Here is an 11,730-nt window from a genome sequence, read left to right on the forward strand (position 1 = left end):
TCAGACCGTCATCAGTTCCTGTTCCTTGGCCTTGACGACCTCATCCACATCCTTGATGGCCTTGTCGGTCAGCTTCTGGATGTCGTCCTCGGCGCTGCGCGCCTCGTCTTCGGTGACCGCCTTGTCCTTGAGCAGATCCTTGACCTGCTGGTTGGCATCGCGACGGATGTTGCGGATGGCCACCTTGCTGTCCTCGCCCTCGCCATGCACGGACTTGCTGAGCTCCTTGCGGCGCTCCTCGGTCAGCGGCGGCAGGTTCAGACGGATCACGGTGCCGACCACGGTCGGGGTCAGGCCCAGATCCGAGGCATAGATCGCCTTCTCGACGTCCTTGATCATGCCCTTGTCGAACAGGCTGATGACCAGCGAGCGGCCTTCGGAGACGCTGATGCTGGCAACCTGGTTGAGGGGGGTGTCGGTGCCGTAGGCCTTGACCTTGATGCCGTCCAGCAGCGCCGGAGAGGCGCGGCCGGTGCGCACCGTGGTCAGGGAATGGCGCAGAGCATCGATGCTCTTGGTCATGCGCGTCTGCGCGTCTTGTTTGATCTGGTTGAGCATCGCCGGAATCCGTGTGGAGCTGAATCCGGAGATTATAGCCGGGACTGAGGTTTCACGACTCGCGGGTCGTCAGGACCCGCGCAGCCGGTTCACTTGCCGGCACTTCACGCCCGACGCCGCCATCGTGAGCTATCAGCGCAGCCCGGGCGCCGCGCCTTTGCGATTCCCCAATCCCGACTCCCGATTCCCAGCCTCAGCTGCGGCCCTGCACCAGCGTGCCGATCTGCTCGCCGTGCAGGATGCGCAGCAGCACGCCGGGCTCGCTCATGCCGAAGATGCGCAGCGGCAGGTCGCTGTCGCGCGCCAGGGCGAAGGCGGCGGTGTCCATCACTTCCAGGCCCTGCAGGATGACCTGGTCGTAGGTCAGGCTGTCATAACGCACCGCATCGGTGTGCTTCTTCGGGTCCTTGTCGTAGACGCCGTCGACCTTGGTTGCCTTGAGCAGCAGGTCGGCGCCGATCTCGATCGCGCGCAGCGCCGCGCCCGAGTCGGTGGTGAAGAACGGATTGCCGGTGCCGGCGGCGAAGATCGCGATGCGGCCCTTTTCCAGATGGCGGATCGCGCGACGGCGGATGAAGTCCTCGCAGACATCGTTGATCTTGATCGCGCTCATCACGCGCACCTTGGCGCCGAGCTTCTCCAGCGCATCCTGCATCGCCAGCGCGTTGATCACGGTGGCCAGCATGCCCATGTGGTCGCCGGTGACGCGGTCCATGCCGCTGGCGGCCAGGCCGGCGCCGCGGAAGATGTTGCCGCCGCCGATCACCAGGGCGACCTGCGCGCCGGCCTGCTGGGCTTCGATCACTTCATGGGCGAGGCGGTTGATGACCTTGGGATCGATGCCGTAATCCCCGTCTCCCATCAGCGCCTCCCCGGAAAGTTTGAGAAGAATGCGGCGATAGGCAAGTTCGGACATGGGGGAAACCTCGGTGTGGGGGATCGGCAAACGCCGGCAAGTCTAGCGGAAGCCTGTCACCGGGCGTGGTAAAAATTCGGTAGTTGGCAATGACGTGACACGTTGCTCAGTGCGCGCGCGGCGGCTGCGGTGTCGGCACGTCGGTCGCATCGTAGGCGGTGACGCGGTTGCGGCCGCGATGTTTGGAGCGGTACAGCGTGCTGTCGGCGGCCTGCAGCAGATGCTCGATGCTCTCGAACTGGCGGTCGTCGCCGCCGTGGGTGGCCAGCCCCGCCGAGAAGGTGATGTGCAGCGGGCCGCCCTGCAGTTGCGCCATCGGCGTGCGTGCGGTTTCGGCCAGGATGCGCTCGACCACCATCAATGCCGCTTCGGCCGCGGTGTTGGGCAGGATCACCAGGAATTCCTCGCCGCCATAGCGGGCGACCAGGTCGCTGGTGCGCACCATGCGCTGCAGCGTCTGCGCGAAGTTGCGCAGTACCTCGTCGCCGACCAGGTGACCATGCGCATCGTTGACGCGCTTGAAGTCGTCCAGGTCGATGAAGGCGATCGACAGCGGCCAGTTCTGGCGCGATGCCAGCTCGAACTCGTGCGCCAGCGCAGTGCCGAGCTGATGGCGATTGAACACGCCGGTCAACGCATCGCGGCTGGCCTGTTCGGCCAGATGGCGCATGCGGTTTTCCGATTCGTCGGCATGCCGGCGCGCTTCGGCCACGTCCTGCAATTCGCGCAGGCTGCGCAGCATCGCCAGTTCGCGCGCCTGCTCGAAGATCATCTGGATGTGCTCGGGCTGCGGCACGCGAATGTCGAACAGGGCTTCCAGTTCGGGCAGCGATTCGGCGATGCGTTCGATCACCTTCTCGAAGCGTTCGGCGTCCAGGTCCAGCACCTCCTGCGCCTGTTGTTGCGCGCGTTCGGTGGCCGCCACGGCACTGGCCGACAGCCAGATGTCGGCCAGTCGCCCGGACAGCGCGACACAGGCCATGAACGGCTCCAGGCCGGCGGGCTCTTGCTCGCTTTGCGCGATGGCGTTCTGCAGGTACGGCGGCAACTGCCACTGATGCGCGAGCCAGGCGCCGACTTCGGCATGGGTGGCGCCCAGCTGCTCGCGTTCGGCCTCGAGCAGCGTGGCGTTGTCGGGCGCCTGCTCCAGCAGCGGCGCATACAGCTCCGGCGCGCCCTGCAGCAGGGCCAGCTTGCCGATGTCCTGCAGCAGGCCGGCCAGCATGAGTTCTTCGGGTTTGCGGATGCCGTAGGCCTGCCCGAGGATGCGGCTGGCCAGCGCACACAGCCCGGCACGGCGCCAGATGCGCTCATGCAGCGGATGCGCGGCGAAGGTGCTGCGCACGCCGTGCACCATCGAAAACCCCAGTGCCAGGCTCAGGGTCGCGTTGAGGCCGAGCATGGTCAGCGCCTGGCCGAGGTTGTCGATACGGCGGCGGCTGGCGTACAGCGGCGAATTGGCAACCCGCAGCATGCGCGCGCTCAATGCCATGTCCATGCCGATGACGTTGGCCGTGGTGGTCATGTCCACGTCGGGGTCCTGCGCCAGCTCGATGACGCGCAACGCCACACCCGGAGGCGACGGCAGGTTGCGGCAATAGTGCAGGGCGGCCTGTAGATCTGGTTGCATGGGTCATCGCCGACGGTGAACGCAAGCATACCGCTGCGTTCGTTAATGGGGCACGCCATGCTTGGCCGCCGCCGCGCTGCAGCGCGTGCGTGATGGACGCGGAAAGCCTGGTCGGCATCCAGCTGTAGCGGCCACCGACACGACATCTGTAGATGTTGAGGCCGGTTGCGGGCCTGGCGGATGCGTTCGCTTCAGTTTCGCGCGTTGCTGGCGCGCGCGCCAGCGCCGGGCAAAAAAAAGCCGCGGCAGGCCGCGGCTTTTTCTACGGTGCGGCGAGGATCAGGCCAGTCCGGCCTGCTTCATCACTTCGGCGGCGTAGTCTTCCACCACCTTCTCGATGCCTTCGCCAACGGCCAGGCGCTGGAAGCCGACCACGTCGGCACCGGCGGCCTTGACCGCCTGCTCGACGGTCTGGTCGGTGTTCAGCACGTACGGCTGGCCGTACAGCGTCACTTCGTTGACGATCTTGCTGATCTTGCCGCTGATGATCTTTTCCAGGATCTCGGCCGGCTTGGCCTTGTCCTTCTCGGACATCTTGGCCAGTTCGATTTCCTTTTCCTTGGCGATGAACTCGGCCGGGACGTCGGAGGCCTTGACGTGCGGCGGGTTCATCGCGGCGATGTGCATGGCGATGCCGCGAGCCAGCTCGATGTCGCCACCCTTCAGCTCGACCAGCACGCCGATGCGGCCGCCGTGCACGTAGGCTGCGACGTTGTTGGCGCTGTCGATACGGACCAGGCGACGCACCTGCAGGTTCTCGCCGACCTTGGCGATGACCGCGGCGCGACGCTCTTCGATGGTCTCGCCGCTGTCGAGCTTGACGCTCTTGAGCGCTTCGGCATCGGCTGCGTCCGCGTTCAGCGCGGCGGTGGCCACGGTCTCGGTGAAGGCCAGGAAGTTCTCGTCCTTGGCGACGAAGTCGGTCTCGGAGTTGACTTCGACCAGCACGGCCTTGCCGCCGGCCTGTGCGGTGGCGATACGGCCTTCGGCTGCGACGCGGTCAGCCTTCTTGTCGGCCTTGGCCAGGCCAGACTTGCGCAGCCATTCGGCAGCGGCGTCGATGTCGCCTGCGTTTTCGACGAGTGCCTTCTTGCACTCCATCATGCCGGCGCCGGTGCGCTCGCGCAGTTCCTTGACCAGGGAAGCAGTGATTTCCATGGAATTACCTCATATGGACGAATGCGTGCGGCGGAATGTTCCGCCAGTAGGAGACGACGCAGCCATGCCGGCCGCCCCCGTAGAGATGTTCAGTGGCCTCGGCGACGGGCCGCGGTGGACCCGTCGGGGCTGCGGCCGCACAGCATGGTGCGGCCGCATTGCAGGCCGATTACTCGGCAGCCGGAGCGGCCGCGTCGGCCGGCGCGTCAGCCTTCTTGTCGCCCTTCTTGGCCGGAGCGCGACGGCCCTTGCCTTCGTCGGCGGACTCGGCGGAGAACTCTTCCTCGCGCACCGACGCGGAATTCGGCGCAGCGGCCTTGCCTTCCAGCACGGCGTCGGCAGCGGCGCGTGCATACAGCTGCACGGCACGGATGGCGTCGTCGTTACCCGGGATGGCGTAGTCGACCAGGGCCGGATCGTAGTTGGTGTCGACCACCGCGATCACCGGAATGCCGAGCTTCTTGGCTTCCTTGATGGCGATGTCTTCATGGCCGATGTCGATCACGAAGATCGCGTCGGGCAGGCGGTTCATTTCCTTGATGCCGCCCAGCGAGGCATCCAGCTTTTCGCGCTCGCGACGCAGGCCCAGCACTTCGTGCTTGACCAGCTTGTCGAAGGTGCCGTCGGTCTCGGCCGACTCCAGTTCCTTCAGGCGGGCAACCGACTGCTTGACGGTACGGAAGTTGGTCAGCGTGCCGCCCAGCCAGCGCTGGGTCATGAACGGCATGCCGCAACGCTCGGCTTCTTCCTTGATGGACTCGCGCGCGCTGCGCTTGGTGCCCAGGAACAGCACGGTGCCGCGCTTCTGCGCGATCGAGGAGAGGAAGTTCATCGCGTCATTGAAGAGCGGAACGGTCTTCTCGAGGTTGATGATGTGGATCTTGCCGCGCGCGCCGAAGATGTACGGCGCCATCTTGGGGTTCCAGTAGCGGGTCTGGTGACCGAAATGGACGCCGGCTTCCAGCATCTGACGCATGGTGACTTGGGGCATTGAAGTAACTCCTGATAGCGGAATCACCGTGCGCGGCCTTGACTTTGAGGAGTCCGCACATGGATGTGCGGGCTGTTGCGAGGGACTCGCATCAAAACGCACATGATTCCGGGGTTGGGCTTCCCTGTCGCCTCCGTGTCGAACCCCCTGTTGGGGGCACCCCGGCACGGATGGCGGCGGCAGGTGTGAATTCGTCGGTGACGTCCGACGTGAACGACGCACTGCGTGCAATACGCAAAACAGCCGGCGGAGTATAGCCGGCGGGGCGGGGAGGTGCAATCGACGGGAATCGGGAATCGGGAATCGGGAATCGGGAATCGGGAATCGGGAATCGGGAATCGGGAATCGGGAATCGGGAATCGGGAGAGCCTAGCTGCTTGAGCATCCGCACGCGAAACGATCAGCTATGGCGATGCGCCGTACCGATTCCCCATTCCCGACTCACGATTCACGGCTCCAGTGCCAGCGTAGTCTCGGTATCGCTGTTGATGCGTGCCACGAAGCGGCCGTTGCCTGCGGGCAGGTTGGTCGGTAGCGGCCATTGGCGGGTCTGGCCGGGCAGCACGTAACCGGCCAGGTCGTCGCGGATGCTGCGGCGGGTACCGCCGGCATCGATGTAGGCCAGGTCGGCCAGCCGGGCATGGCTCGGCCCGGCATTGTGGACCTGCAGGGCGCGGCCGCTGCCGTGGCCGGACACGCTGGCCTGCAGCACCGGGTGCTGTTCGCCGGGTTGGCTGGGCAGGGCGAACACCGGCGTGGAATACCGCAGCAGCTCGGTATCGCTGCCGGCGGCATGCTGGGTCACCACCAACCGGTAGCTGTCCTCGGCCTGTGCCGGGCTGGGGCCCAGCCGGATCACCCGCAGCAGCTGCCGGCCTTGCGACGGAATTTCGAACTGCGCCGGGCTGACGGTGGCCGCGGTGGCCGGTTCGAGCAGTTCGCGGTCGCCGTCCTGGCGCCAGCGGTAGAGTTTGGCTTCGGCGCGCCAGGGCAGCGCGGCCTGGTTGTAGAGCCAGATGGCCGCCTGGTCGCTGTCGGCGGGAATGCGTGCAGTGGTCGGGGCGATGGCGATCTCGGCGCCAGCGGCGGTGCCGGCGATGGCCAGGCCGGCCAGTGCAAGCGCCAGCAGGCAGCAGCGGGAGCGAGGCGTGGCCATGCTCAGAACGCGATCGTGGTCATGCGCGCACTGCCGGCAGGCGCAGGCCCGGCGAGTGCACTGGCATCCTGCCCGGTGCTGGTGACGGCGGGGTCCTCGGCGGTGCTGGCCGGCGGGGCGATCGCCATCGGCGTGCCCCTGGAACAACTGGCGCGCGGGGGCGCAGTGCGCAGCTCGCAGCCGCTGAGCAGGCGCAGTCCGATGTGCAGGGTGAAGTTTTCCGGGCCGCGCGCAGCGGCCGCGTTGGCCGCGGTCGAGGTCGCGGTGCAGACGAGGGCGACCAGCGTCAGGCGCTTCAGGATAGTGACCAGCGTCATGAAGGCAATCGTTTGCATTGGAGACGTAACAGATAGCGACGCCCCCGATGCGAACTTTATTAACTGTCAGTAAGTGATGGAGACCGTCACCGTGTCGTTGTAGGCCCCTGCAATGGGCTGCTGCGGTGCCGGCGCACGCCCATAGACGGTCACCGTCTGCGCGACGCCGTTGCCGGTGCCGCTGAGCGTATCGACGCCGATGCTGGTGCCCCAGCGGTTGCCGCGGCCGGCGTCCCGATACAGCTCGTAGGCGATGTAGTTGGCACTGCTGGCATGGCGCATGCGCCGGACGCTGCCGGTGGCATTGATGCCATCGCCCAGCCCGATATTCCAGGCGGTGCGGTTGGTGCACGACAGGCTGATGGTGGAAGTGCGATCGATGGCGGTATCGATGGTGCCGGCAATGCTGCCGAAATCCAGGTCGGTGGTGACGTAGGTATTGCAGCGTGCCGGCACGTTGGCCGAGGCAGTGAAGGGGAACGCATTGCTGGCGGTCTTGGCGCCGCTGCCGCCGGCCGTGCAACTGCTCGGCGCCGCCGGGACGCCGATGATGCTCTCGTTGTAGGAGTAGCGCAGCACGGTGTCGGCGCCGCCGAAACTGCTGGTGTGGTTGCCGACCGACAGGGTCTGGCTGGCCGGAATCCGCCCGTACAGGGTGAGGGTGGTCGTCTGCGAGCCGCCGGTGATCACCGGAACGCCGTAGGACAGCGTCAGCAGGCGCGGCGAAGGCGTCGTCGATCCGGTGGAGCCCCAGACCTGGGTGCGCGTGGCCTCGCTGTAGATCTGGAAGTCCAGGCTGTCGCCGGTGGGGTTGAGCATGCGGCGCGGCGCATACAGGCCGTTGCTGGCGCTGCCCGGCCCAAGGTCCAGGCAAAGACTCACCTGGGCATAGCCCAGCACGCTGAGCGCGGCGGTCGCGCAGGTGACATTGAGCGTCGCCACCGCATCGGTGGTGCCGTTGGCCGCCACATTGCCGAATGCCAGCGGGGTGCCGAGGGTGACGCTGCAGGTGGTGTCCGCGCGCGCGTCCTGGCCGGGGGCAAGCCACAACACGGCGATCGCCAGCGCGAGCAGCAGGCGCCAGGGTGCGGGCAGGCTCATGGGGTCTCCTGCTCGAGCACGCAGGGCAGCGGGCCGACCCGCGGAATGCCGCCGGGGTTGGCCGGGTAGGTGAACCGAGCGCTGCAGCGGCCAGCGGGCAGCTCGACCAGGATGCGGTTGTCGATTTGCAGGTTGTCCAGATAGGTTTCGCCGTCGTAGCCGACCACCACGCGTTCGGCATCGCCTTCGCGCTGCACCACGCTGCCGACCGGCAACGGCACGCCCTGGGCGTCGTGCAGCACGATCATGGCCGCGCGCACCCGGGTGATGCCGAAGCGCACCGCCACCCCGGACTGCTGGCGCGGTGTCACTGCGGTATCGACGCGGTCCACGCGCAGGTCCGCCGGCAGGTTCAGGGTGTCGATGGACAACTGGTTGCGCTGCCACGACTGCAGCGGGGTGACCAGCAGCATCCCGCGGGCGTCGGTGACGCCGATCAGGCGATTCTCCAGCCGCACCGGAATGCCGGGCTGGCCGTCGGTGGACACCACCGCGAAGGCATCCTGGATGTCGCGCGCGGCAAAGCCGCGGCCGTTCATCCACACCAGGCTGCCGCTGGCACTGGCATAGCCGAAGTTGTTGCCATCCTGGTTGGCGACGCCGAGGTTGTAGCGGCCGATGCGGTTCAACCACCCCAGTTCGGCCAGGCCGCCGCTGGCATCGTCGCCGGCCCGCCCCTGCAGGCGCCAGCCGATCCCGCCCAGGTCGCCGTCGCCGGGCAGCGGCTGGCTGAGGTCGGCCACAAAGCCGGTGCGGTTGCCGTTGCGCTGCATCGATGCGCTGGCCTGGCGCAACTCGCCGAACGTGGTCGACAACGACAGGTACAGGCTGCGGTCGCTGCGCACATCCAGGTTCTGGTTGCCGGACAGGTTGGCCGCCCAGTTGCGCCCGAAGTTGCGCGACCAGAACAGGCTCGCGTAACGCGAGGTGTCGCCTTGCGGGTAGCTCAGGCGCACATAGCTGGTGCCCAGCGAGCCGATCGGATTGACGTTGATGCCGAATGCCACGCGGTCGCTGATGCGCGCCGGCAACGCGCCCTGCAGCGCGCCCAGGTCGCGATAGTCGCCGTGGGTGCGCTGGGTACCGGCGGTGACGTTGAAGCGACGGTTGTTCCAGGCATAGCCCAGCACGTACTGGCCACCGCGCAGCGCATCCATCCGGCTGTGCGCATAGGCAGCGTTGACCACGCCGCCGACGCCGAGCAGCCACACACCGCCCGCACCGGCATTGACCACGCCGCCGCCGGCCTCGGCGTGCGCCTCGATGGTGAAGTCTTCGCGCAGGCCTTTGCGCAGCGTGGCGCTGGCAACCGTACGCGAGGCGTAGGAAAACGAGCGCACGCCGTAGTCCTGGCGCAGATGGCCGATGCCGGCCGACCACTCGGAAATGCCGCGCGCCAACAGTTGCGGCGTGCCATAGAACGCGAAGTCCAGCCGACGCACCTGGCCGAACGCATCGGTCACCACGATCTGCGCCTGTCCGGTCCCGCTGATGCCTGGTTGCGCGGCCAGCTGGAACGGGCCGGCCGGCACCTGGCCGCTGTACTGGCGCAGGCCATCGACGTAGAGCTCCACGGTCGAGGGCACCACCGCCTCGCCCAGGAAGCTTGGCGTGGGGGTCAGCACGCGGTACGGCTGCAAGGCGTAATTGCGCCCGATCTGCACCCCGCCCAGGCGGATCGAGCGGCTCCAGTCGACAAAGCCGCTGTAGAAATCGCCGACCGTCAGGCTGGTGGCGCTGTCGGGGAAGTCCATCTGCCAGGCGCTGTCCAGGCGCACCGCTTCGCTGCGCCAGCGCTGGTCCTGCGGGCGGTCGTAGGCCAGGAACACCGCGGTGGTATCGACCATGCCGCGGCCGATGCCGAAGCCGCGCACTTCGGTCGCCAGCGACACGCTGCTGGCCCCGGCATTGCGCGTGGCATAGAAGTCGTAGTTGAGCAGCATGCCCGGCGAGGCGGTGGCGCTGGGCGGTGCGACCTGTTCGGCCTTCAGCACCGTGGTGGAGAGCGACAGCTGCGCCAGCGGTACCTGCAGCGCCAGCCGTTGCAGCGCGGCGTCGTAGCGCACTTCCACGTCGGGCAGGCGATCCAGGTCGACCAGTTCGTTGGCGCCGCGGTCGGCCAGGATGAAGCCCAGCTTGCGCAGCGTGTCGACCGAGCCGCGCAGGTGACCGTCCACCAGTTCGAACGGTGCCAGGCCGCGGTCGGCCTGATTGAGGGTGACATCCAGGTACAGCGTCTGCGGCAGGGCCGCCACGCTCTGCGGGGCCTGATCGGGCAGTGGCGCCATATCGGCCAGGTCGCCGGAGCCGGCATGCGCCAGGCAGGTGGCGGTCGCAAGCAGCGTCATCGCCAGCCGGCCCGCATCACGGCGCTGTCGGCGCTGCCAACAAGGTGCGTTCGTCCGCCTCACCATTGATCCTTGCGATGATGGTGCCGCGGCCGAACTGGGCCAGCGGTGAACCCAGTGACCAGCGCATGGTCTGGCCGGGCAGGACATAGCCCACCAGCCCGTTCAATGCGGTCTTGGTCGTGCCATCGACCCGATGCTGCAGGTCGGCGACCTGGGCGTGCCCATTGCCGGTGTTGCTGATCTGGATCTGCGCAGTGCCGTCGCTGCCGGCGATCACCTGCGTGTTCAAGGTCGGCGCGGATTCGGTCCTGCCCGGCGGCAGCAGGAAGATCGGCACCGAGTAGCGCAGCACGAACTGCATGCCCTTGCGATCGGCATCGGCATTGGGCAATTCGTCGACGATGATGCGGTAGCAGGCTTCCTCGCTGGTGGGCGCGGACCCGGCGCGAATGACCCGGATCAGCTGGCGCTCGCCGGCGGCCAGCGTGCGCATCGGCGGGCTGATCAGCAGTTCCTGGGTCGGGTCCAGCTGATCCTTGCCGTCGCGCTGGGTCCAGCGATAGGCCCGGGTCTGCACCTGCACCGGCGCGCTGCCGCTGTTGCTCAGCCACAGCCCGTCGGCGGACTGCTGCGCGTTCAGCGTCAGCGAGGTCGGTGCCAGCTGCAGGCTGGCCGCATGGGCCGGTTGCAGCGGCCAGCCGCTGCCGAGCGCCAGCATCAGTGCCAGCCCGGCCGTGACCAGCCGGCCCGGCATCCGGTAGGACAGGGGGTGGTGCGATGGCATGCGCGCGCTCAATAGACGATCGTGGCGGTGATGGTGTCTTGGTAGGTACCGGTGGCGGGATTGTTGGCCGACGGGTTGGTCACGCGGCCGTAGACCGGATAGACCTGGTTGATGCCGGTGGCGGTGCGGCTCAGCGTATTGGTGCCGGTGGTGCTGCCCCAGACCGTGCTGCGGCCCAGATCCTGGTACAGCTGGTAGGCGATGAAGTTGTTGGTGGTGACCAGCGCATCGGTGTTCTTCATGCGGCGGGTGGTGACGTCGTTGGCGGTGCCGGCATTGCTGCCCGCGCTCAACGCAATGTTGTAGGGGGTCAGCGCGGTGCACTGTGCGGTAACGCTGCCGTTGGCGTCGGCATTGGCGGTGGAGGTGGACAACACCGAGCCGAAGTCGACGTCCGTCGCGGACGCGGCGGTGATGGTGCAGGCCTTGGTGACGGCGATCTTGACGTTGAATGTGGTGGTATCTGCTGCAGTGGCAGCGCCAATGGTCGAGAGCAGGCCAAGGGACAGCAGGACAGGGCGGACAGTACGCATGGACATTTCCTTGACCGGTCTGGTCATTGGTGACGCGACGACTCGTCGCCCCTGACCAAATGCATCAGCCATGCCAAAGATTACCCTGAATGATTTGGCTATCTCACTGTTTAACCTCAGGGTTTTTCCCGAAAGTGCGATGTCTTTCGGATGACTCCGCTGACAGGCTTTTTGACGCGCGCGGTAGTGCGTCACACATGAATGCGTGGCGCCGCCAGTTTCCTGCTGCCCCTTC

At 67.0% G+C, this 11,730-nt stretch carries 11 protein-coding genes; all 11 read right to left on the reverse strand.

Translation table 11 applies throughout. The annotated features are described in order from the left end of the window. On the reverse strand, positions 1-558 hold the full coding sequence (gene frr / locus H7A87_RS07230; RefSeq protein WP_104532588.1) for a ribosome recycling factor: 558 nt from the start codon (positions 556-558) through the stop codon (positions 1-3). Positions 559-751: 193 nt separating this feature from the next. Then, entirely contained in the window at positions 752-1,474 is a 723-nt protein-coding gene (gene pyrH / locus H7A87_RS07235; protein ID WP_104648342.1) for a UMP kinase, read from the reverse strand. A gap of 106 nt (positions 1,475-1,580) precedes the next feature. Beyond that, on the reverse strand, positions 1,581-3,104 hold the full coding sequence (locus H7A87_RS07240; RefSeq protein ID WP_115676600.1) for a GGDEF domain-containing protein: 1,524 nt from the start codon (positions 3,102-3,104) through the stop codon (positions 1,581-1,583). Positions 3,105-3,383: 279 nt separating this feature from the next. Continuing rightward, a complete protein-coding gene (tsf, locus tag H7A87_RS07245) occupies positions 3,384-4,262 on the reverse strand; it encodes a translation elongation factor Ts (RefSeq protein ID WP_104583393.1) in 879 nt (292 codons plus the stop codon). 169 nt (positions 4,263-4,431) lie between these two features. After that, positions 4,432-5,253 carry a 30S ribosomal protein S2 gene (gene rpsB, locus H7A87_RS07250; RefSeq protein ID WP_026064294.1) on the reverse strand — a complete coding sequence of 274 codons (822 nt, stop codon included), beginning with the start codon at positions 5,251-5,253 and terminating at the stop codon, positions 4,432-4,434. A 448-nt stretch (positions 5,254-5,701) separates the two neighbouring features. Further along, positions 5,702-6,409: a fimbria/pilus periplasmic chaperone gene (locus H7A87_RS07255; RefSeq protein ID WP_119129022.1), complete on the reverse strand. Its 708-nt coding sequence runs from the start codon at positions 6,407-6,409 to the stop codon at positions 5,702-5,704. 2 nt (positions 6,410-6,411) lie between these two features. Next, positions 6,412-6,744, reverse strand: a complete 333-nt coding sequence (locus tag H7A87_RS07260) for a hypothetical protein (RefSeq protein WP_119129023.1) — start codon at positions 6,742-6,744, stop codon at positions 6,412-6,414. Positions 6,745-6,792: 48 nt separating this feature from the next. Further along, complete coding sequence (locus tag H7A87_RS07265; RefSeq protein ID WP_180496926.1) at positions 6,793-7,827, reverse strand: spore coat U domain-containing protein; 1,035 nt, start codon at positions 7,825-7,827, stop codon at positions 6,793-6,795. Next, positions 7,824-10,175 carry a fimbria/pilus outer membrane usher protein gene (locus H7A87_RS07270; RefSeq protein WP_119129024.1) on the reverse strand — a complete coding sequence of 784 codons (2,352 nt, stop codon included), beginning with the start codon at positions 10,173-10,175 and terminating at the stop codon, positions 7,824-7,826. The genes H7A87_RS07265 and H7A87_RS07270 overlap by 4 nt, the downstream gene beginning before the upstream one ends. Positions 10,176-10,191: 16 nt before the next feature. After that, positions 10,192-10,962 (reverse strand): molecular chaperone, encoded by a 771-nt coding sequence (locus tag H7A87_RS07275; protein ID WP_119129025.1) that lies wholly within the window; start codon positions 10,960-10,962, stop codon positions 10,192-10,194. A gap of 8 nt (positions 10,963-10,970) precedes the next feature. Continuing rightward, on the reverse strand, positions 10,971-11,522 hold the full coding sequence (locus tag H7A87_RS07280) for a spore coat U domain-containing protein (RefSeq protein ID WP_104556086.1): 552 nt from the start codon (positions 11,520-11,522) through the stop codon (positions 10,971-10,973). Positions 11,523-11,730: the final 208 nt, after the last annotated feature.

This window comes from Xanthomonas sp. CPBF 426, assembly GCF_903989465.1.
In the GTDB taxonomy this organism is placed as follows: Bacteria; Pseudomonadota; Gammaproteobacteria; order Xanthomonadales; family Xanthomonadaceae; genus Xanthomonas; species Xanthomonas euroxanthea.

What these genes read in the sequence shown, in the direction of transcription:
- H7A87_RS07240 (WP_115676600.1), bottom strand. Translation starts at nt 3,104, where the DNA reads ATGCAACCAGATCTACAGGCCGCCCTGCACTATTGCCGCAACCTGCCG.
- rpsB (WP_026064294.1), bottom strand. Translation starts at nt 5,253, where the DNA reads ATGCCCCAAGTCACCATGCGTCAGATGCTGGAAGCCGGCGTCCATTTC.
- frr (WP_104532588.1), bottom strand. Translation starts at nt 558, where the DNA reads ATGCTCAACCAGATCAAACAAGACGCGCAGACGCGCATGACCAAGAGC.
- H7A87_RS07280 (WP_104556086.1), bottom strand. Translation starts at nt 11,522, where the DNA reads ATGACCAGACCGGTCAAGGAAATGTCCATGCGTACTGTCCGCCCTGTC.
- H7A87_RS07265 (WP_180496926.1), bottom strand. Translation starts at nt 7,827, where the DNA reads ATGAGCCTGCCCGCACCCTGGCGCCTGCTGCTCGCGCTGGCGATCGCC.
- H7A87_RS07270 (WP_119129024.1), bottom strand. Translation starts at nt 10,175, where the DNA reads ATGACGCTGCTTGCGACCGCCACCTGCCTGGCGCATGCCGGCTCCGGC.
- pyrH (WP_104648342.1), bottom strand. Translation starts at nt 1,474, where the DNA reads ATGTCCGAACTTGCCTATCGCCGCATTCTTCTCAAACTTTCCGGGGAG.
- H7A87_RS07260 (WP_119129023.1), bottom strand. Translation starts at nt 6,744, where the DNA reads ATGCAAACGATTGCCTTCATGACGCTGGTCACTATCCTGAAGCGCCTG.
- tsf (WP_104583393.1), bottom strand. Translation starts at nt 4,262, where the DNA reads ATGGAAATCACTGCTTCCCTGGTCAAGGAACTGCGCGAGCGCACCGGC.
- H7A87_RS07255 (WP_119129022.1), bottom strand. Translation starts at nt 6,409, where the DNA reads ATGGCCACGCCTCGCTCCCGCTGCTGCCTGCTGGCGCTTGCACTGGCC.
- H7A87_RS07275 (WP_119129025.1), bottom strand. Translation starts at nt 10,962, where the DNA reads ATGCCATCGCACCACCCCCTGTCCTACCGGATGCCGGGCCGGCTGGTC.